The 20,864-nt window shown below is 39.7% G+C and carries 18 protein-coding genes; 16 read left to right on the forward strand and 2 right to left on the reverse strand.

Annotated features, from left to right (window positions below; translation table 11 throughout):
- Positions 1–804: 804 nt before the first annotated feature.
- Complete coding sequence (locus ADH54_RS01945; protein WP_080980747.1) at positions 805–2,955, reverse strand: LTA synthase family protein; 2,151 nt, start codon at positions 2,953–2,955, stop codon at positions 805–807.
- Between the two features lie 116 nt (positions 2,956–3,071).
- On the opposite strand from ADH54_RS01945, the gene ADH54_RS01950 reads away from it, so the two are divergent.
- The 15 genes from ADH54_RS01950 to ADH54_RS02020 all read left to right on the forward strand — a co-directional run bounded on the left by ADH54_RS01950 (position 3,072) and on the right by ADH54_RS02020 (position 18,425).
- Positions 3,072–4,235 (forward strand): class I SAM-dependent rRNA methyltransferase, encoded by a 1,164-nt coding sequence (locus tag ADH54_RS01950; RefSeq protein WP_049523858.1) that lies wholly within the window; start codon positions 3,072–3,074, stop codon positions 4,233–4,235.
- Entirely contained in the window at positions 4,232–4,909 is a 678-nt protein-coding gene (gene aroD / locus ADH54_RS01955; protein ID WP_049523825.1) for a type I 3-dehydroquinate dehydratase, read from the forward strand. Before ADH54_RS01950 ends, aroD begins: the two co-directional genes overlap by 4 nt.
- Entirely contained in the window at positions 4,899–5,753 is an 855-nt protein-coding gene (locus ADH54_RS01960) for a shikimate dehydrogenase (protein WP_049523826.1), read from the forward strand. Before aroD ends, ADH54_RS01960 begins: the two co-directional genes overlap by 11 nt.
- 18 nt (positions 5,754–5,771) lie before the next feature.
- Complete coding sequence (gene aroB / locus ADH54_RS01965) at positions 5,772–6,839, forward strand: 3-dehydroquinate synthase (protein WP_049523827.1); 1,068 nt, start codon at positions 5,772–5,774, stop codon at positions 6,837–6,839.
- Between the two features lie 9 nt (positions 6,840–6,848).
- Complete coding sequence (gene aroC, locus ADH54_RS01970; protein ID WP_049523829.1) at positions 6,849–8,015, forward strand: chorismate synthase; 1,167 nt, start codon at positions 6,849–6,851, stop codon at positions 8,013–8,015.
- Between the two features lie 9 nt (positions 8,016–8,024).
- Positions 8,025–9,128: a prephenate dehydrogenase gene (locus tag ADH54_RS01975; protein WP_049523830.1), complete on the forward strand. Its 1,104-nt coding sequence runs from the start codon at positions 8,025–8,027 to the stop codon at positions 9,126–9,128.
- A gap of 10 nt (positions 9,129–9,138) precedes the next feature.
- On the forward strand, positions 9,139–9,477 hold the full coding sequence (locus ADH54_RS01980) for a YlbF/YmcA family competence regulator (protein ID WP_049512515.1): 339 nt from the start codon (positions 9,139–9,141) through the stop codon (positions 9,475–9,477).
- Positions 9,478–9,568: 91 nt separating this feature from the next.
- On the forward strand, positions 9,569–10,852 hold the full coding sequence (gene aroA, locus ADH54_RS01985) for a 3-phosphoshikimate 1-carboxyvinyltransferase (protein WP_049512517.1): 1,284 nt from the start codon (positions 9,569–9,571) through the stop codon (positions 10,850–10,852).
- Positions 10,845–11,321: a shikimate kinase gene (locus tag ADH54_RS01990; RefSeq protein WP_049523832.1), complete on the forward strand. Its 477-nt coding sequence runs from the start codon at positions 10,845–10,847 to the stop codon at positions 11,319–11,321. Before aroA ends, ADH54_RS01990 begins: the two co-directional genes overlap by 8 nt.
- A complete protein-coding gene (gene pheA, locus ADH54_RS01995; RefSeq protein WP_049523833.1) occupies positions 11,318–12,166 on the forward strand; it encodes a prephenate dehydratase in 849 nt (282 codons plus the stop codon). The genes ADH54_RS01990 and pheA overlap by 4 nt, the downstream gene beginning before the upstream one ends.
- The gene (gene psr, locus ADH54_RS02000; RefSeq protein WP_049523835.1) at positions 12,163–13,437 is read left to right on the forward strand and encodes a polyisoprenyl-teichoic acid--peptidoglycan teichoic acid transferase Psr; all 1,275 of its coding nucleotides are present in this window, start codon (positions 12,163–12,165) and stop codon (positions 13,435–13,437) included. The genes pheA and psr overlap by 4 nt, the downstream gene beginning before the upstream one ends.
- A 125-nt stretch (positions 13,438–13,562) precedes the next feature.
- Entirely contained in the window at positions 13,563–14,408 is an 846-nt protein-coding gene (locus ADH54_RS02005) for a LicD family protein (protein WP_080980749.1), read from the forward strand.
- Entirely contained in the window at positions 14,405–15,373 is a 969-nt protein-coding gene (locus tag ADH54_RS02010; RefSeq protein WP_049523837.1) for a glycosyltransferase family 2 protein, read from the forward strand. The genes ADH54_RS02005 and ADH54_RS02010 overlap by 4 nt, the downstream gene beginning before the upstream one ends.
- A gap of 21 nt (positions 15,374–15,394) precedes the next feature.
- Complete coding sequence (locus ADH54_RS02015; protein ID WP_049523839.1) at positions 15,395–17,554, forward strand: LicD family protein; 2,160 nt, start codon at positions 15,395–15,397, stop codon at positions 17,552–17,554.
- Positions 17,555–17,612: 58 nt separating this feature from the next.
- Positions 17,613–18,425: a LicD family protein gene (locus tag ADH54_RS02020; RefSeq protein ID WP_049523841.1), complete on the forward strand. Its 813-nt coding sequence runs from the start codon at positions 17,613–17,615 to the stop codon at positions 18,423–18,425.
- A gap of 96 nt (positions 18,426–18,521) precedes the next feature.
- Here ADH54_RS02020 and ADH54_RS02025 read toward each other — a convergent pair whose 3' ends face one another.
- The gene (locus ADH54_RS02025; RefSeq protein ID WP_049523844.1) at positions 18,522–20,000 is read right to left on the reverse strand and encodes an oligosaccharide flippase family protein; all 1,479 of its coding nucleotides are present in this window, start codon (positions 19,998–20,000) and stop codon (positions 18,522–18,524) included.
- 124 nt (positions 20,001–20,124) lie between these two features.
- Here ADH54_RS02025 and mecA point away from each other — a divergent pair, with 124 nt between their 5' ends.
- Positions 20,125–20,862: an adaptor protein MecA gene (gene mecA / locus ADH54_RS02030; RefSeq protein WP_049523846.1), complete on the forward strand. Its 738-nt coding sequence runs from the start codon at positions 20,125–20,127 to the stop codon at positions 20,860–20,862.
- Positions 20,863–20,864: the final 2 nt, after the last annotated feature.

The following is a 20,864-nucleotide window of genomic DNA, read 5'->3' on the forward strand; positions in this document are numbered from 1 at the left end:
ATCTACAACCTCAAAACAGTGTTTTGAGCTGACTTCGTCAGTCTTATCTACAACCTCAAAACAATGTTTTGAGCAGCCTGCGGCTAGCTTCCTAGTTTGCTCTTTGATTTTCATGGAGTATTACCTCTAAGTATAAACGAAAAATCATCTATAATCAATATCGAAGTAGTTTATCACATTCGAATCACAAAAAATTTTAAAAATTTTAAAAAATGGCAATATTTGTTAACAAGGCTTTCCTAGTTTGTTATAATGTAGTTGTAATTGATTAAGATTGGTAATCAAAAAATAAAGAGGGGAATGTTATGAATAAGAAATATAACATAGTTCTATTTTTGTTGTTTATAGTTTATTTATTTGGATATTTTTCAATTTCAAAAACGTTAATTCCTATAATGTGTGTGATCCAAGTATTTTTGATAGAAAATATATTTAGAATTCGAAATAGAATGATGCAGATAGGTGAAATTTTAATTATTGTTGCTTCTATAATATTATTTATTGATGGTATATTGAGTTTGTAACAAAAGGCTTTTCTATAAAATTAAATTTTCCAGATACCTGCTGAAGCTGATTTATATCCTCATATTTCTTCTACTATCTTCGTCACTAAATTTGACAGACATATATTGCTGATACAGCCTCTCTAGCTACAATCTCAAAGTTAATACTCTTCGAAAATCTCTTCAAACCACGTCAGCTTTGCCTTGCCGTACTCAAGTACAGCCTGCGGCTAGCTTCCAAGTTTGCTCTTTGATTTTTGTTGATAAAAAGAAATGCTCCTCCAAGACGGAAGAGCATCTTTTATTGTGATTTTGATTCGGTTTCTGCAGACTCGGGGTGGAGTTCTTGGTAACTTGGTGCCTTGAAAAGGTCAGTACTGGTTTTACCTTGTCGTTGGCTAAAGAGACTGGTTGACTGACTACCTTTTTCCTGTTCAATTTTTTGCAGAATTGGTAAGGAATTGAGATAAGAAATGCTTTCTGTATCAACTTTTCCAAGATGATCTTTTTGGTAGAAACGGATCAAATCTCCAGTTTGAATCTGGTCGCTGATTTTCAGCTGTTGACTAGCTGTTTGCCGAACACTTTCTAGTTCAGTTTGAGCTTGTTCATCAAGATTGCTGATTTCAAGACCACTCTCAGTATAGTAGGTACGTCCGTCATAACTAGTGTATTTAGGTGTGACGAAGGAATTAGCAGTTCGAAAGGCAACGATTTCTTGGTGGTCTGGAGACAGAAGGTCTTGGCCGACTTGAAGGAAGGAATTGGACTCAATCCCAAGGAGGTGTTCGAGAGTCGGTAAGATATCGATTTGCCCACCGTAGGTATTGATGATTTGTCCTTTTTCATAGCCAGGCATGACCACCATAAAAGGCACTCGTTGCAACATGGCATTGTCGTAATTCGACCAGTTCTCAGAAGTCTTGCCAATCAAGGGAGCCAGCTCAGGATTTCGGGAGTTGGAAATACCATAATGGTCTCCGTAGATGACGATGATGGATTTTTCATAGAGGCCACTTTCTTTGAGATAGTCAAAGAAGGCCTTGATAGCACTATCCAGGTAGTTAGCTGTTTGGAAGTAGCCGTTGATTGTTTCATCTTTGGTTTTAGCCAGTGGGAAACCAAGCTCATTGCCTGTCAGATTGCTGGCATAGGGATAGTGATTGGACACCGTGATATACTTGGCATAAAAAGGTTGCTGCAAATGCTCCAGATACTGGATAGAATCTTTCATCATGATTTTATCATTTAAACCATATTGGAAAGAATTGCTACTGTCTTGCTTGGTAAAATAGGAAGCATCAAAGAAGTATTGGTAGCCCCATTGTTTATAGGTCGTATTTCGATTCCAGAAGGTCCCGATATTACCGTGAAAGACGGCACTCGATTGATAGCCGTTTTTTGATAGGATAAAAGGAGCAGCCTGCTGGGTATTGGTACCACCGTAATTGACCATGAAAGAACCTTGGTCAAGTCCAAACAAACCAGTCTCCAGCATGGTTTCCGCATCTGAGGTCTTACCAGCCTTGACTTGGTTAAAGATATTCGAAAAGGCTAGGGTTGATTGCGAATGGTAGAGGGAGTTGAGGAAGGGAGTGACTTCATGCTCAGTTCCATCTATGTTGAGTTTATAGTCCAGTAGGAACTGCTGAAAACTCTCCAAGTGGAGATAAATCACATTTTTTCCTTTGGCCAAGCCAAAATAGTCTGGATTGGGCTTAGCCGAATGCTCTTGAATATAATCTGTAATAGGTTGAAGATCAGTCTCAGAAGCCTTGGCACGTTCCTTGTTTGCACTGTAGGATTGGTTGGCACTATAGCCTAAAAAGGCGGGCAAACTGAGGGCGCGGACAACATAATAATTAGAAAATCCTCTTGATAGGAGATCGGGACGCTCAATTTCAGCCAAGAAAAGGTTAGCTGAAAAGAGCAGGGCCGAGAGAGCAGTGATGGCAACACTGGAGCGGAATTTGAAAGGTCTCCTATCCAACTGGATGAATTTTTTATAGAAAAGGAAAGCCAGCAATGGGAAATCCATAAAATAGATGAAATCCCAAAAGCGCAGTAACTCTAGTTCTGCAGTACCAACAGATACCTTGCTGACCACCTTCATGGTATTAGCCGTGATAAAGTCGCTAAATTCTCGATAGTAAAAGACATTGGAATAAAGCCAAATGAATAAAAGGCTATAAATAGCTATACTCAGGCTATAAAAAATCTTGGTTGAGCGAGCATAGAGGGCTAGAGCCAGCAGGAGTAGCCCCAAAGGAAGGGGATTGAAAAAGGCGATAAAGGCAAGGTAATTTCCCTGCAACTTGCCCACTTGAATATCTAAATTAAAGTCAACGGCATAGGCTAATAAGGTTTTGAGCCAATATAGGATTAAAAGGGTTAGGACAAAACCCAGTCTGGTACCGATGGCTTTTTGGATTTTGTTAAAATTGCTTTTCACACATTTACTTCCTAATTTTTTATTAGTATTAGTATACCATTTTTTAAAAGAAGAGTAAAAAAGCAAGGGTAGTTTCTTTTTTGAGAATTGGCTAAAAGTTTGATATAATGGTAGTTATGAATAGAATAAGAGTCAGCAAAAGGGTTGAAAAGAAGCTCGCTAAGGGGCTAGTTTTACTAGAAGCCAGTGATCTTGAGAATGTCAATCTTAAGGATCAGGAAGTAGAAGTGCAGAGTCAGGAAGGAAACTTTCTTGGTACTGCCTACCTTTCTCAGCAAAACAAGGGCTTGGGCTGGTTTGTTAGTAAGGACAAGGTGGTCTTCAATCAAGCTTTCTTTGAAACACTATTTAGACAAGCTAAAGAAAAGAGAAGCGCCTACTATCAAGATGATTTGACAACTGCCTTTCGTCTCTTTAATCAAGAGGGAGATGGCTTTGGGGGTCTGACAGTGGACCTCTATGGTGACTATGTCGTCTTTTCTTGGTATAACTCTTATGTTTATCAGATTCGCAAGGTTATCTCAGAAGCTTTTAGACAGGTTTTTCCTGAGGTGTTAGGGGCCTATGAGAAAATACGCTTTAAGGGTTTGGACTATGAATCAGCCCATGTTTATGGTCAAGAAGCACCTGACTTTTTCACTGTTCTGGAAAATGGTGTCTTGTATCAGGTCTTTATGAATGATGGCTTGATGACAGGGATTTTCCTAGACCAGCACGAGGTTCGTGGGAGCTTGGTTGATGGGTTGGCTATGGGTAAATCCTTGCTCAATATGTTTTCCTACACAGCAGCCTTTTCAGTAGCTGCGGCCATGGGGGGAGCTATCCAGACAACTTCTGTTGACCTAGCCAAACGTTCACGAGAATTGTCTCAAGCGCATTTTCAGGCAAATGGGCTCAGCACAGACGACCATCGTTTTGTGGTCATGGATGTCTTTGAATATTTCAAGTATGCCAAGCGAAAAGGCTTGACCTACGATGTGATTGTCCTAGATCCGCCTAGCTTTGCTCGGAACAAAAAACAGACCTTCTCTGTGGCCAAGGATTATCACAAGTTGATTTCCCAGAGTCTTGAGATTTTAAATCCGGGCGGTATTATTATTGCCAGCACCAATGCTGCCAATGTTTCCCGTCAGAAATTTACAGAACAAATTGATAAAGGCTTTGCAGGAAGAAGTTACCAGATTTTAAACAAATACGGTCTTCCAGCAGATTTCGCCTATAATAAAAAAGATGAAAGTAGTAATTACCTCAAGGTGATTAGTATGAAGGTTAGTAAATGAAATTAATCGTTTCAGTAATGCCAAGAAGTTTAGAGGAGGCTCAGGCACTGGATGCCACGAAGTATCTGGATGCCGACATCATTGAATGGCGGGCCGACTATCTGCCTAAGGAAGCGATTTTGCAGGTGGCTCCAGCTATTTTTGAAAAATTCGCAGGTCGTGAGTTGGTTTTCACTTTGCGAACTCGTGATGAAGGGGGAGAAATTGACCTTTCTCCAGAAGAATATATCCATCTCATCAAGGAAGTGGCGCAACTCTATCAACCAGACTATATTGATTTTGAGTACTATAGCTACAAAGATGTTTTTGAAGAAATGCTGGATTTTCCAAATCTCGTTTTGAGTTACCACAATTTCCAAGAAACACCTGAAAATATGATGGAAATCTTGTCAGAGTTGACGAGCCTAAATCCAAAACTTGTCAAGGTTGCGGTGATGGCTCACACGGAGCAGGATGTATTAGACTTGATGAACTATACACGAGGCTTTAAAACCCTCAATCCTGAACAGGAATATGTGACTATTTCTATGGGCAAGGTGGGCAAGGTATCTCGTATCACTGCGGATGTGACGGGTTCTAGCTGGTCCTTTGCCAGTCTAGATGAGGCTAGTGCTCCTGGTCAGATTTCTCTAGCTAGCATGAAAAAAATCAGGGAGATTTTGGATGAAGCTTGATGGCTATACACGTTTAGCTGCAGTTGTTGCAAATCCTATTAAACATTCTATTTCTCCCTTCATCCACAATAGGGCCTTTGAGGCGACAGCTACCAACGGTGTTTATGTGGCTTGGGAGATTGAAACGAGTGACTTGGCAGAAACGGTGGACAATATTCGTCGCTACCAGATGTTTGGAATCAATCTGTCCATGCCCTATAAGGAGCAAGTGATTCCTTATTTGGATGAGCTGAGTGACGAAGCGCGCTTGATCGGTGCGGTCAATACGGTTGTCAATCATAATGGCAATTTAATTGGATATAATACAGATGGCAAGGGATTTTTTAAGAGCTTGCCTTCTTTTACAATTACAGGTAAGAAGATGACCCTGCTGGGTGCAGGTGGTGCGGCTAAATCCATTCTGGCGCAAGCTATTTTGGATGGCGTTAGTCAGATTTCGGTCTTTGTTCGTTCAGTTTCTATGGAAAAAACAAGACCTTACCTAGACAAGTTACAGGAGCAGACAGGCTTTAAAGTGGACTTGTATGCTTTAGAAGATGTTTCGGAACTGCAAGCAAGGATTGCTGAGTCGGATTTACTGGTCAATGCGACCAGTGTGGGTATGGATGGTAAATCATCCCCACTTCCTGAAAGCATAGTCTTACCGGAAACTCTCTTGGTGGCAGATATTATTTATCAACCCTTTGAAACCTCATTTTTGAAATGGGCTAGAAGTCAGGGAAATCCCGCCGTCAATGGTCTGGGAATGTTGCTTTATCAAGCTGCAGAAGCTTTTCAACTGTGGACAGGCAAGGAAATGCCGACAGAAGAAATTTGGCAGTCTTTAATAGAAAAATACCAATAAAGAAAGGGAGATTCTCCTATGAAAATCAGAATCGATATTCCTCATCATCCTTATGATATTCAGATTGAAAAAGGTTGTCTGGCCCAGGCTGGTCAGTGGTTGCGAGAACTCTGGCAACCGCAAAAAGTGGTCATTGTGACAGACAACCATGTAGCTTCTCTTTATGCAGAGAAGGTCAAGCTCAGCCTAGAAGATGCTGGTTTTCAGGTAGCAGTATTTGACTTTTTAGAAGGCGAAGAAAGAAAGAATTTAACTACTGTTCAGAAAGTCTATGAATTTTTAGTCAAGCAAGGACTGACTCGTAGCGATGGGATCGTGGCTCTCGGTGGCGGTGTCGTTGGGGACCTGGCTGGTTTTGTAGCCTCTACCTATATGCGGGGTATTCATTTTGTTCAGATTCCGACTAGTTTGACAGCCCAGGTGGATTCGTCTATCGGTGGAAAGACAGGCGTTAACACTCCGTTTGCTAAAAATATGGTGGGTACCTTTGCCCAACCAGATGGGGTTCTGATTGATCCACTTGTCCTCGAAACGCTTGGAAAAAGAGAGTTGATTGAAGGGATGGGGGAGGTCATCAAGTATGGCTTGATTGAGGATCCAGAACTTTGGGCTCTTTTGACGGAGCTGGATGGTTCTGTTGAGTGCATTCTGGAACATGCAGAGACTTTGATTGAACATTCTTGTCAGGTCAAGCGCAAGATGGTAGTTGAGGATGAGCTGGATAACGGTGTTCGACTTTACCTCAATTTTGGCCATACAATTGGCCATGCCATTGAAGCGACGGCCGGTTATGGAAAAGTCATGCATGGTGAAGCTGTGACCATGGGAATGGTACAGATTTCCAAGGTGGCTGAGGCAAAAGGCCTCATGCCAGCTGGCATTACCCAGTCCATCACAGCTATGTGTCAGAAATTTGGACTACCTGTTGACTATGAAAACTGGGATGTTGATAAGCTTTATCAGGCTTTGACTCATGATAAGAAAGCGCGTGGCAATACCTTGAAATTGGTCTTGGTACCAGAGCTTGGTTCAGCGACCATTCACCCAGTTTCTCTGGAAGAGGTGAAAGACTACTTGGTAAAATAAGGAGAGTGTATGAGATATTTAACTGCAGGAGAATCACACGGTCCCCGTCTGACGGCTATCATTGAAGGAATTCCAGCTGGACTACCTTTGACAGCAGAGGATATCAATGAGGACCTTAAACGCCGTCAGGGTGGTTACGGTCGTGGTGGCCGTATGAAGATTGAGAGCGACCAAGTTGTCTTTACTTCAGGCGTTCGTCATGGGAAGACGACAGGGGCTCCCATTACCATGGATGTCATCAATAAGGACCACCAAAAATGGCTGGATATTATGTCTGCGGAAGACATTGAAGAGCGACTTAAAAGCAAACGAAAAATCACCCATCCTCGCCCAGGACATGCCGATTTGGTTGGGGGCATCAAGTACCGTTTTGATGATTTGCGTAATTCCTTGGAGCGCTCATCAGCTCGTGAAACCACCATGCGGGTGGCAGTTGGGGCAGTAGCCAAACGCCTCTTGGCTGAGCTGGATATGGAGATTGCCAACCATGTCGTAGTCTTTGGTGGCAAGGAAATCGATGTACCTGAAAATCTGACAGTCGCTGAGATTAAGGAAAGAGCTGCCCAGTCTGAAGTTTCTATTGTCAACCAAGAACGAGAACAGGAAATCAAGGACTATATTGACCAAATCAAGCGTGACGGTGATACCATCGGTGGGGTTGTGGAGATAGTCGTTGGAGGTGTTCCAGTTGGTCTTGGTTCCTATGTCCAATGGGACAGAAAATTGGATGCGCGATTGGCCCAAGCAGTTGTCTCTATCAATGCCTTTAAAGGAGTGGAATTTGGTCTTGGATTTGAAGCTGGTTACCGTAAAGGTAGTCAAGTCATGGACGAAATTCTCTGGTCCAAAGAAGACGGCTATACTCGTCGTACTAACAATCTGGGTGGCTTTGAAGGTGGTATGACTAATGGGCAACCCATCGTTGTTCGTGGCGTCATGAAACCCATTCCTACTCTATACAAACCACTCATGAGTGTGGATATCGAAACCCATGAACCCTACAAGGCAACCGTGGAGAGAAGTGATCCGACCGCTCTTCCAGCTGCAGGAGTGGTTATGGAAGCTGTTGTGGCAACGGTTCTGGCACAAGAAATCCTTGAAAAATTCTCATCAGACAATCTAGAGGAATTAAAAGAAGCGGTAGCCAAACACCGAGACTATACAAAGAACTATTAAGGAGTTCCTATGGCAAAAACAGTCTATATCGCAGGTCTTGGTTTGATCGGTGCCTCGATGGCACTTGGTATCAAACGCGATCATCCAGATTATGAAATTTTAGGTTATAATCGCAGTCAAGCTTCGAGAGATATCGCCTTGAAAGAAGGCATGATTGACCGTGCAACGGATGATTTTGCCAGTTTTGCTCCTTTGGCAGATATTATCATCCTCAGTTTGCCAATCAAACAAACCATTGCTTTCATTAAGGAGTTGGCCGACTTGGACTTGAAAGAGGGAGTGATTATTTCAGATGCTGGTTCGACCAAGTCAGCCATTGTGGATGCGGCGGAGCAGTATTTGGCTGGTAAGCCTGTTCGTTTTGTTGGTGCTCATCCTATGGCTGGTAGTCACAAGACAGGGGCCGCCTCTGCAGATGTCAATCTCTTTGAAAATGCCTACTATATCTTTACACCTTCGAGCCTGACAAGTCCTGATACACTTGAGGAAATGAAGAATCTGCTTTCAGGTCTCCATGCTCGCTTTATCGAGATTGATGCCAAGGAGCATGATCGTGTGACTTCTCAGATTAGCCATTTTCCACATATTCTGGCTTCCAGTCTCATGGAGCAGACCGCTGTCTATGCTCAAGAACATGAGATGGCAAGGCGCTTTGCGGCAGGTGGTTTTCGAGATATGACCCGAATTGCGGAAAGCGAGCCAGGTATGTGGACCTCCATTCTCTTGTCCAATCGTGAAACCATTCTGGATCGAATTGAGGATTTTAAGGAACGTTTGGAAGCGATTGGTCAGGCCATTAGTAAGGGGGATGAAGAGCAAATTTGGAACTTTTTTAACCAAGCGCGTGAGCAACGTCAGGCCATGGAAATTCATAAACGTGGCGGTGTGGATAGCTCTTACGACCTCTATGTCGATGTTCCCGATGAAGAAGATGTCATCTTGAGGATTTTGGAATTGCTACGTGGAACTTCCTTGGTCAATATTCATATCAACGAGGAAAATCGTGAGGATATTCACGGGATTCTACAAATTTCATTTAAAAATGCTCAAGACTTAGAAAGAGCTGAGCATCTCATAACAGAAAATACCGACTACACAGTCGTTGTCAAATAAGGAGAACATCATGTCAAATATTTACGATAGTGCAAATGAACTCAGTCGCGGTCTACGCGAATTACCAGAATACAAGGCTGTCAAAGCAGCTAAAGATGCTATTGCAGCAGATGCTGAGGCGAGCAAAATTTTTACAGAATATCTTGCCTTTCAAGAGGAAATTCAAAAACTAGCACAGACAGGGCAAATGCCAGATGCTTCCTTCCAAGCTAAAATGGAAGGCTTTGGTAAGCAGATTCAGGGGAACAGCCTCTTGTCAGAATTCTTTACCAAGCAACAACAATTGGCCATTTACCTTTCTGACATTGAAAAAATTGTTTTCGAACCAGTTTCAGAATTGCTAAAATAAGAAAATAACTATCATAAAGTCAGGAATTTTTAAGGAATTTCTGGCTTTTTATGATAAAATAGGTAAAAGTATTGCAAGTATGAGGTCCAGTATGAAACTAAAAACAAACATTAGCCACTTACACGGCAGTATCCGAGTTCCAGGTGACAAGTCTATCAGCCACCGTTCCATTATCTTTGGAAGTTTGGCTGAGGGTGAGACCAAGGTTTATGATATTCTGCGAGGTGAAGACGTTCTTTCGACCATGCAGGTTTTTCGTGATCTTGGTGTTGAAATTGAGGATAAAGATGGGGTTATTACCATTCAAGGTGTAGGTATGGACGGCTTAAAAGCTCCGCAAAATGCCCTTGATATGGGAAATTCTGGCACCTCGATTCGCCTGATTTCAGGTGTCCTTGCTGGTGCAGATTTTGAAGTAGAGATGTTCGGAGACGACAGTCTATCCAAACGCCCTATGGATCGTGTGACTATTCCACTGAAAAAAATGGGCGTCAGCATTTCAGGGCAAACTGAACGAGACCTGCCTCCCCTTCACTTAAAAGGGACGAAAAACCTAAAACCTATTCATTATGAGTTACCAATTGCCTCTGCCCAAGTCAAGTCAGCCTTGATGTTTTCAGCCTTGCAGGCTCAGGGGAAGTCTGTTATTATCGAAAAAGAATGCACCCGTAATCATACTGAAGATATGTTGCAACAGTTTGGTGGCCATTTAAGTGTAGAGGGCAAGAAAATCACAGTCCAAGGACCGCAAAAATTGACAGGACAAAAGGTGGTTGTTCCAGGAGATATTTCCAGTGCAGCCTTTTGGTTAGTCGCAGGTTTGATTGTTCCAAATTCTCGTTTAGTGCTGCAGAATGTGGGGATCAACGAAACGCGTACCGGTATTATTGATGTCATTCGCGCCATGGGTGGAAAATTGGAAATAACTGAAATCGATCCAGTCGCTAAATCTGCTACCTTGACTGTTGAGTCTTCTAACTTGAAAGGAACAGAGATTGGCGGTGCTTTGATTCCACGATTGATTGATGAATTGCCCATTATTGCCCTGCTTGCGACCCAAGCTCAAGGTATAACAGTTATTAAGGATGCTGAGGAACTTAAGGTTAAGGAAACAGACCGCATTCAGGTTGTGGCAGACGCTTTAAATAGCATGGGTGCAGATATCACACCTACAGCAGATGGAATGATTATCAAAGGAAAATCAGCCCTTCACGGTGCTAGAGTCAATACTTTTGGTGACCACCGTATCGGCATGATGACAGCTATCGCAGCCCTCTTGGTTGCAGATGGAGAAGTGGAACTTGACCGTGCTGAAGCCATCAATACCAGCTATCCTAGCTTCTTTGATGATTTGGAGAACTTGATTCATGGCTAAGGTATTACTAGGATTTATGGGAGCTGGCAAGTCCACTATTGCAAGAGGATTGGATCCAGACTACCTTGATATGGATTCTCTGATTGAGAAACGCTTAGGCATGTCCATTGCGAATTTTTTTGCTGAAAAGGGAGAATCAGCCTTTCGACAGGTAGAGTCAGAAGTCCTAGCTGATTTACTACAAAGAGACCAAGTTGTGTCAACTGGAGGAGGAGTGGTTATTTCTCAGAGAAATCGTGACTTACTCAAGACTAATGCAGATAATATCTACCTGAAAGCTGATTTTGAAACCCTCTACCAACGTATCGCAGCTGATAAGGACAATCAGCGACCGCTTTTTCTAAATAATAGCAAGGATGAACTAGCATCTATTTTTCAAGAAAGACAGGCCTGGTATGATGAAGTGGCTAGTCGGATTTTGGATGTGACCAAGCTAAGTCCAGAGGAAATTATAGAGGAATTGAGATGAAAATTGCTTATCTAGGTCCCAAGGGATCATTTTCACACCACGTTGTGCAGACAGCTTTTCCTCAGGAGGAATTGCAGGCTTTTGCAAACATTACAGATGTCATCAAGGCCTATGAGCAAGGCTTGGTGGACTATTCTGTGGTGCCAGTTGAAAATTCTATCGAGGGTAGTGTTCATGAAACCTTGGACTACCTTTTTCATCAGGCTCGCATTCAAGCAGTAGCAGAAATCGTTCAGCCTATTCATCAGCAGTTGATGGTGGTTCCAGGTCATACTAAGATTGAAAAGATTTTTTCTCATCCACAGGCCTTAGCTCAAGGAAAGAAATTCATCGATGAACAGTATCCAGAGGCTCAAATCGAGGTAACAGCTAGTACAGCCTATGCGGCCCGTTTTATTTCCGAACATCCAGACCAGCCTTATGCAGCAATTGCACCTAGAAGTTCTGCTGAAGAATATGGCTTGGAACTGATTGCCGAGGATATTCAGGAAATGGAAGCCAATTTCACACGTTTCTGGGTTCTAGGAGCTGAAAAGCCTAGTATTCCCTTGCAAGCACAAACTGAAAAAATGAGTTTGGCCTTGACCTTACCTGACAACCTTCCAGGTGCACTCTACAAGGCTCTTTCGACCTTTGCTTGGCGAGGAATTGACCTAACAAAAATTGAAAGTCGTCCACTCAAGACAGCGCTAGGCAAATACTTTTTCATTATCGATGTGGACTATGCTGATAAGGGCCTGGTCCACTTTGCCCAAAAAGAATTAGAAGCCATCGGAATCCAGTATAAGGTTCTGGGTGCCTATCCGATTTATCCAATATCAGACCATGGAAAGGAGAGAAGATGAGTAAAGAAAATCCTCTCAGTCATCATGAAAAATTACGTTATGATTATTTGCTAAAAAATATTCACTATCTCAATGAGAGAGAAAAAAATGAGTTTGCTTACTTGCAAGAAAAGCTAACTCTTGCTAGAGTAAATAGTAGTTCCAGCTTGGAACAAGAAAGAGAAGAGCAGGTCGACTTACCAAGCTATGCGAACCGGAGTCGCTCACAATACAAATCACAAGCACTCTCTGCTCCTCCCAAAAAGAAAAGACGGAAGCTCCGTCTTAAACGCATTTTTATGGTGATTTTTTCACTTTTGGTCTGTGTGGCTTTGGCCATGGTATTCATGTTTTTGCGTGGTTACCAAGATGCTAGCGCAAAGAAAACTGCTGATGCTAAGGCAGCACAGGTTCAAGTCTTTAATGGTCAGGACACTAGAGACGGGGTTAATATTTTGATCATGGGGACGGACGGTCGAATTGGTCAAAATAGTGCTGAGACGCGGACAGACTCTATTATGGTATTAAATGTTGGCGGCTCAGATAAGAAAATGAAGCTAGTCAGCTTCATGCGTGACAATTTGGTTTATATAGACGGTTATAGCCAAGTGATTAACGGTAGAAAACAGACGGATAACAAGTTAAACGTAGCCTATGAGTTAGGAGAACAAGAGGGGCAAAAAGGGGCAGAAATGGTTCGTCAAGTTTTGAAAGATAATTTTGATTTGGACATTAAGTACTACGCCTTGGTCGATTTTCAGGCCTTTGCAACAGCGATTGACACGCTTTTCCCTGATGGGGTGACAATTGATGCCCAATTTTCAACATTGAATGGGCGTCCACTAACAGAAGCTACAGTCGGAGATGATTTACACGCTACTGAGACTGAGTCTCCAACCCAAACCATCAAAGTCGGGAAGCAGCAGATGAATGGCTCGACCCTGCTCAATTATGCTCGTTTCCGTGATGACGATGAGGCGGATTACGGCCGTACAAAAAGACAGCAACAAGTTTTAACAGCAATTTTAGAGCAAATTAAAGATCCCACTAAACTTTTCACTGGTTCTGAAGCTCTTGGAAAGGTTTTTGCTATGACCTCAACCAATGCACCCTATACTTTCCTCCTAACAAACGGTTTATCTGTTTTGGATGGAGCAAAAAATGGTATTGAAAAATTGACGATTCCAGAACTGGGTGACTGGGTAGATGCCTATGATGTTTATGGAGGCTTGGGCTTGCTGGTTGATCAAAACAAATATCAAACCAAGCTCGCTCAAATGGGCTTGAGATAAAATAAGATAGGAGAATCAAAGTTTGATAGCTATTTGGGTAGCAGTCAGGCTTTGATTTTTTACAGTCTGCAATAGATTTTCACCCCCTATTTGTGGTATAATGAAACGATACGATAGAAAGAATAATGAACAATATGACTGATTTAAAAGCAATTCAGGCTCGTAGTCTGGAGATGGCTGAATACTTTGTGGCCTTTTGCAAGGAACATGATTTACTTTGCTATCTCTGTGGGGGAGGCGCTATTGGTGCCCTTCGAAACAAGGGGTTCATTCCTTGGGACGACGACCTAGACTTTTTTATGCCTCGTAAAGATTATGAAAAATTGGCAGAATTATGGCCTCGTTATGCAGATGAACGTTATTTCTTGTCGAAGAGTAACAAGAATTTTGTAGACCGTAATCTTTTTATTACCATTCGTGACAAGGAAACCACTTGTATCAAGCCTTATCAGCAGGATTTAGAATTGCCACATGGTTTGGCCTTGGACGTTTTGCCTTTGGATTATTATCCGAAAAATCCAGCTGAGCGGAAGAAACAGGTTCGCTGGGCCTTGATTTATTCTCTTTTTTGTGCGCAAACTGTCCCAGAAAAGCATGGTACACTTATGAAATGGGGAAGCCGTATTTTACTGGGTGTGACGCCAAAATCTCTCCGTTATCGCATTTGGAAAAAAGCTGAGAAAGAAATGACCAAGTATGATTTGTCTGAGAGTGATGGCATTACAGAATTATGCTCAGGTCCTGGCTATATGAGAAACAAGTACCTAATCGAATCTTTTGAAGACAATCTTTTCTTACCATTTGAAGGGACAGAGATGCCTATTCCAGTTGGCTATGATGCTTATCTCAGCACTGCTTTTGGGGATTATATGACGCCTCCGCCAGCAGACAAGCAAGTACCACATCATGATGCTGTCATCGCTGATATGGATAAGTCTTATACAGAATACAAGGGAGAATATGGAGCATGATGGGTGAAAAAATTAGCGTTATCGTTCCAGTCTACAATGTAGAGGCCTACCTGGAGCGATGTGTGGAGTCAATTCTTCATCAAACTTATACTAATTTTGAACTAATCCTAATAAATGATGGATCTACTGATTCCAGTGGAAAAATCTGTGATCATTTAGCATATCAGTATGAAAATATCAAGGTTTACCATATCGAAAATGCTGGTGTTTCTAATGCCAGAAATGTTGGAATTCAGCTAGCGACAGGTGCTTGGATCACCTTTATTGATAGCGATGATTTCGTTACCCAGGATTACCTAGCTACTTTAGCTAGTGCAGTTGAGGGAGAACATGTAGGTTTTGTGATTGCTCCTCTACACCATATCAAAAATGGAATAGAGACAGATTTACCCCCGTATTCTGGTAGAAAAGAACTTTGGTCAACAGAAAAAACCATGAAAGAATTACTGATGACCACTAAGACATCATTCTTTCCAGTCGCAAAACTATTTAAGAGAGACCTGCTGGCAGATGGTAAATTTAATACAGACTACCATTTAGCTGAAGATGCCTTATTTTTAACTGAATTGCTACTAAAGACAAGATGCAGTAGCGTATTTATTGACAAACCAATTTATTATTATGATCATCGTGAGGGAAGTGCAACAACATCTGTTAATCGGTATGTATTTGATACGATAGAAGTTTATAAGAACATTATTGCTCAAGTATCACAAGTATTTCCTAATTTAAAATATGAATTAAAAAATAGAGAATGTTGGTCATATATCACAGTCTACGATAAAATCATATTTACTTCATCTGAACAGTATCAAAAGGAGAAAGTCGAACTAAGGACTTGGATTATTCAGCATCTACACGAAATATGGAAGGATGCTTATTTTACTAGATTTCGTAAGATAGCTGTCCTGTCACTTGTCTTTTCTCCATGGATATATAAAAAAATTGTTGGATTCAGAAACTAATATTATGAGAAGGAGTTGAAAATGAATTTTTCAATAATGGATGAATACTTTGAAAAATCAAAACTATGGGTTTCATACCTGTTTGTTTTCATTTCGATTTTAAGTATGAGTTCACTAGTTTATAAGATAGCCAATCCTCTTTATAAGGGATTATCAGCAATTGTATTGTTTTATATTTGCTATACATTATTGTTTAAGTGGAAAAAAATCATAGTAGATCGTAAATTTCTGTCCTTATTTGGTCTATTGGCTGGAAGTCATCTGTTATCAGCTATTTTCAATCGCTCTGGACATTTGATTGGAAATGTGATCGAGATCCTCTTTATGGTAACCTATATTTTATTATTTACCATGTTAGAATCAGGTCAATTAAAGAAATTATTTGATTGGATTTCTTACACTATTCAAATTATTTCTTTTTCTTCTGCTATATTTGCATTTACATTATTAGTAAGTAAAGTACTTATCCTATTTAAAATTGGACAGCAATCTTATTACTATGGTGTTATGAATGGGCGTTTGTGGGGAATTGTTAATCCCAATGCTAGTGCAATTTTTTCATATATTAGCATTGTTTTGGCTATGTATTTAATTCATAAAGGAAGTAAATATTCTGTCTATCTTAAACTGAATAATGTGATTCAATTAGTTTATTTCGCAACCATGCAAAGTAGAGGTGCTTTATTATCTTTAGTGTTAATGATTGGGTTTTATAGTTTCTTTATTAACAGGGGCAAGTTAGCTAAGCGATTTCTTACTTTTATTGTTACTGCTTTACTTGTTTCTACTGCTAACATCGGATTGAGTTATGTAGCTTCTATTTACATATCTTCGGGGAAAGCGACTGTATTAGACTTAAATAAAGGACAATCTTATGCAGAAACAGATTCTTCAGTTATAAAAAAAACAGGCGAACTTCATCTAATAGAAACAACACCTAGTGGTAGAACTTATATTTGGAAAAATGCTATAAAAATGGGAAGTGCAAAACCAATTTTTGGTTATGGTGTAAGGAATGTTCCAGATTATTACACAAAATATTTCAGTAAATTTGAGATTCAAAATTCTCTTATTGGTGGAAATTTCCATAACATTTTGGTAACGATATTTGTTAGTTCTGGTATTTTAGGTTTAGTATCCTTTCTGCTTCTACTAGGATATGTAATTAAGCGCTTTTTGACTTATTTGATTGTTTCCAAAAAGAACTCTGAAAAGTTGATTATGATTCTTTTCTTTGGCATCTTGTTCGGTCAATTATTTGAAAGTCAGATTATGTACTCAACTAACTTTATCAATATTATTTTTTGGTTGATTATTGGTTATGGATTAGTTGTTTGCAAACGTGATGAAGGTATTCGTTATCAGGAAGTAACTGATATTAGAGAGATTCAACAGATGGAACTAGGAATCATGGAATACATTCATGAAACTTGTCAGAAAATTGGTGTCAAATATTTCCTAGCTTATGGCAGTCTTATCGGTGCGGTTCGTCACAAAGGTTTTATTCCTTGGGATGATGACATGGATATCTGTATGTTACGAGAAGATTATGAAAAGTTGCAAGACTATCTTATCGCTAACCCTGATAAACGTTACGAAGTGATGTCTTATAAAAATAATCTCAACTATGTCTATCCCTTCATGAAAGTGCAGGATAACCATACCTACTTGCTAGAAGAAGATGTTCGTATTGATTCAAATATGGGGATTTATGTGGATATTTTCCCTGTAGATGGTTACGAGGATGACTCAGTTTTTAAAGATAAAATGACGAGACTTATAAAAAAACGTCAATTAAGCTGTTATACATTTAAAGGGATTACCAATACTAAAAGCATATTAAATTCTTTAATTCGCTATATATCAGTCATTATCTTCTATTTCACAAATACGAACAAGTATATTAGAGGCATTGATGAGCTTGCTCAATCTAGAAAAGTAGATGATTACGAGCTAGTTGACTATCTTATTTATAAAGATATGAATAAACCAGTCTGGAAACGAGAGTGGTTGAAACAAACTATTACGGGTGTATTCGAAGGTAAGGAATTTATGATTCCAAAAAACTATCATGAAATTCTGACCTCGGACTACGGAGATTATACGCAACTGCCACCAGTTGAGCTAAGGTTCTCTCATCATGATTTTCAATTGTGGAAGATTATTAAGGTATCCCAATGATGTCATTGAAATGAAGAAGCCATTAACTCGATGTAAAAAGATTAGGAGTGAATAATAGATGTCAGAGAAAATTTTGACTCTTGAAGAAATTAAACAAATTGAATTAGATATTTTAAACTATTTGCATGAATTGTGTGAGGAGCATGAAATCAAGTATTTTATTGATTTTGGAACCTTGCTAGGAGCTGTACGCCATAAAGGTTTTATTCCTTGGGATGATGATACCGATATTTCTTTGGCTCGAGATGAATTTGAAAAGCTCTATGAGATATTAAAAAATGAAAAACATCCCTACTACAGATTAATTTCATATAGAGAAACAAAAGGCTACCCTTATACATATATGAGAGTTTATGATGTGAGGACAAGAAGAGATGCTAATCTTTTAGATAAGTCGGTTGTTCTAGGTACTTGTGTTGATATTTTCTCATACGATGGGGTTGTTACAGATGAACGTGATAGAAAAAAGATGAGGCTTTATAAACAATTTATTCGACTTTCGTCTCTGAATTTTAAAGGAGTCAAAATAGATAATGGAGGTGTCAAAAATTTACCACGTTATTTTGCATCTGCAATTTTCAGATTGACTTCTCCACAGAAATGGAATGAAAAATTGGAGAAGTTAGCTTTGCAATATGATGTTGAGCAGGCTACAGATCTTGCATGTACTACCTATGACTCTTACTATCCAAGTGGAATTAAGAAAGAGTGGCTATATGATACAATTGAAATGCCATATGAGAATATTCTTGTGAAGGTTCCTAGAAAATTCCATGAGATTTTGGTTTACGAGTTTGGTGAAGACTATATGACTCCTCCACCTATTGAAAATCAAAATCCAGGAACTGATAAAAATTACTGGATTGATTAATTTATGAGCAAGTTGCTTTGATTTGATAATTCGATAAAATAAATAACCTACCTATCTACTGGAATATTCCTTGTTTTAGATAGGTAGGTGATTTTTTTAATTTCTTTTAATCTTAGCAAGAGCAAGATTGAGTGCATAATGGAATGTTTTATCTTTTGTGATAAAAAGTATCAAGAGATAATAGATACCGCAAGTCGCAACAGTCGAGAGAACCATGAGTATCATATTGAAGTTGACTGTATAAGAGTTGATTTGGAAAAGGAATTTAAACGCTAAGTAGATTGGAATGAATCCGAGCGACACAATAGTATAGCGCGTTAAGGTAATAAAGATTTCTTTTAAATCAAGCAACTTATGTTTCTTGATAAAGTAAATTTCCAGCAGAACAACTACAGTTTCTGCAATAATAGTAGTAGCAATGTAGTACTCTGGTGCAAAAATATTATTGAAATACAAGATGCTGTTGAGTAGGATATTGGCACCGCCACCAATAAAGTAAAAGGCTGTTAAACGATTTTCGTGGTCGTTGATGAAGATAATTTGTTTACCAAGGATTAACTCAATGGCCCAAATGATAGTCCGAAAAGCGAAGACACTAGTCACAATACCAGCTTCAAGGTATTTTTCAGAAGAGTAGATGACTGTAGCATAGTTTCCTAATATCATAATCCCAATACTGGTTGGAATGATAAGGAAATAAAAGAGGGCAGCTCCTTGGTTCAGAAGATTTTTATAAGATTCGTAATCTTTCTTACCGAGATAGTAGCCGAGACGTGGAATACTGACGTTGATAGCTCCACTCAAGACACTGGCAATCAACATAACGATGCTGGAAGCAATGGTGTAATAAGAAATGTAGTTTTCATCAGGACCTTTGGTGATAAACATTCTATCGAGTAAGGTGTAGAGCATATTGGCATTAGCTAGAAGCAACATGGTCAAGAGTGGTTTAGATGATTTGACTAATTCAACAAGACCAATCTTAACAAAGGAAACTTCTCGCTTAATCCATAGAAAACTGAGTAGATAGTTGAGAATTGTCGTTGCACTCATGATGATTGCATAAGGTACGATATCATTTGGAGTTTTTACAAAGGTGAAGATAGCGACCAACATGGCAATACGAATAATCAAGGTTTTGTATAAGATAAAAGCATAATTTTCATAAGCCTCGTTCATCCACTCGATGTAAAGGAATTGGAAGAGAGCCTGGACACCAAGTATGTAGTAGAGTTCTTTCAAATTTTCAATACTATTATCCAGATAAATAAATAGGAAATAGATACTTGTTGTTAGAACAGATGTAATAATGGAGATATAGAATAATTTAGAGAAAACATAGTTGATTTTATTTTTATCATCCTTGACCTTACTGATAGCTCGAATTCCGTAGTTATAGATTCCAAATGCGGCTAAAGGAATGACAAAGCTAGCCCAAGTATTTGCGGTATTGAAATAACCATAGTTGGATTTGCTGAGAATCCGCGTCAGATAAGGATTGGTTATCAGGGGAAAAACGATATTGAGAACATTGACTAGTAAGCTAGCCAGTGCATTAACTTTTATATTTTTCATTGTACTTTCTTTCTTGTATTGTAAAATGGTCTCTAGTATTATATCACATTCTCGCTCCATTCTTTTGATAAAATCTTAAAAATCTAGTATAATAGATAGAACTGAAAGTATGAGGTTACTAGCAATGAAAATGAAACAAATTAGTGATACAACTTTGAAAATCACGATGTCTTTAGAGGATTTGATGGATCGAGGAATGGAGATTGCTGACTTTCTTGTTCCTCAAGAAAAAACAGAAGAGTTCTTTTATGCTATCTTGGATGAGTTAGAGATGCCTGATAGCTTTCTAGATACAGGTATGTTGAGCTTCCGTGTGACTCCAAAACCTGATAAGGTAGATGTCTTTGTGACCAAGTCTAAGATTGATCAAAATCTAGATTTTGAAGACTTATCGGATTTACCAGATATGGAAGAATTGGCTCAAATGTCGCCAGATGAATTTATCAAAACCCTGGAAAAAAGCATCGCAGACAAAACTAAGGATGATATCGAAGCGATTCAATCTCTAGAGCAAGTCGAAGCTAAGGAAGAAGAGCAGGAACAGGTTGAACAAGAAGCTGAAAGCAAGAAAGAGCCCTACATCTACTACATCCTTTCTTTTGAAAAATTAGCTGACTTGGTTGCTTTTGCACAGACAGTGACTTTTGAGATGGAAACTTCTGAACTCTACAAGATGAATGAGCGCTATTATTTGACCATTTTAGTGGATATTGAAAATCATCCAAGTCCATATCCAGCTTGGCTGTTGGCCCGTATGCGCGAGTTTGCGGATGATAGTGACATCAGTCGTTCAGTCTTGCAAGAGTATGGTCAAGTCTTGATGAATCACGATGCAGTGCTCAATCTACAAAAGATTGGATAATC

The sequence above is a fragment of the Streptococcus pseudopneumoniae genome, assembly GCF_001072315.1.
Lineage (GTDB): Bacteria > Bacillota > Bacilli > Lactobacillales > Streptococcaceae > Streptococcus > Streptococcus pseudopneumoniae_R.

Coding starts and splice junctions, on each gene's coding strand:
- ADH54_RS01950 (WP_049523858.1), top strand. CDS start 3,072: ATGAATAGAATAAGAGTCAGCAAAAGGGTTGAAAAGAAGCTCGCTAAG.
- aroD (WP_049523825.1), top strand. CDS start 4,232: ATGAAATTAATCGTTTCAGTAATGCCAAGAAGTTTAGAGGAGGCTCAG.
- ADH54_RS01960 (WP_049523826.1), top strand. CDS start 4,899: ATGAAGCTTGATGGCTATACACGTTTAGCTGCAGTTGTTGCAAATCCT.
- aroB (WP_049523827.1), top strand. CDS start 5,772: ATGAAAATCAGAATCGATATTCCTCATCATCCTTATGATATTCAGATT.
- aroC (WP_049523829.1), top strand. CDS start 6,849: ATGAGATATTTAACTGCAGGAGAATCACACGGTCCCCGTCTGACGGCT.
- ADH54_RS01975 (WP_049523830.1), top strand. CDS start 8,025: ATGGCAAAAACAGTCTATATCGCAGGTCTTGGTTTGATCGGTGCCTCG.
- ADH54_RS01980 (WP_049512515.1), top strand. CDS start 9,139: ATGTCAAATATTTACGATAGTGCAAATGAACTCAGTCGCGGTCTACGC.
- aroA (WP_049512517.1), top strand. CDS start 9,569: ATGAAACTAAAAACAAACATTAGCCACTTACACGGCAGTATCCGAGTT.
- ADH54_RS01990 (WP_049523832.1), top strand. CDS start 10,845: ATGGCTAAGGTATTACTAGGATTTATGGGAGCTGGCAAGTCCACTATT.
- pheA (WP_049523833.1), top strand. CDS start 11,318: ATGAAAATTGCTTATCTAGGTCCCAAGGGATCATTTTCACACCACGTT.
- psr (WP_049523835.1), top strand. CDS start 12,163: ATGAGTAAAGAAAATCCTCTCAGTCATCATGAAAAATTACGTTATGAT.
- ADH54_RS02005 (WP_080980749.1), top strand. CDS start 13,563: ATGAACAATATGACTGATTTAAAAGCAATTCAGGCTCGTAGTCTGGAG.
- ADH54_RS02010 (WP_049523837.1), top strand. CDS start 14,405: ATGATGGGTGAAAAAATTAGCGTTATCGTTCCAGTCTACAATGTAGAG.
- ADH54_RS02015 (WP_049523839.1), top strand. CDS start 15,395: ATGAATTTTTCAATAATGGATGAATACTTTGAAAAATCAAAACTATGG.
- ADH54_RS02020 (WP_049523841.1), top strand. CDS start 17,613: ATGTCAGAGAAAATTTTGACTCTTGAAGAAATTAAACAAATTGAATTA.
- ADH54_RS02025 (WP_049523844.1), bottom strand. CDS start 20,000: ATGAAAAATATAAAAGTTAATGCACTGGCTAGCTTACTAGTCAATGTT.
- mecA (WP_049523846.1), top strand. CDS start 20,125: ATGAAAATGAAACAAATTAGTGATACAACTTTGAAAATCACGATGTCT.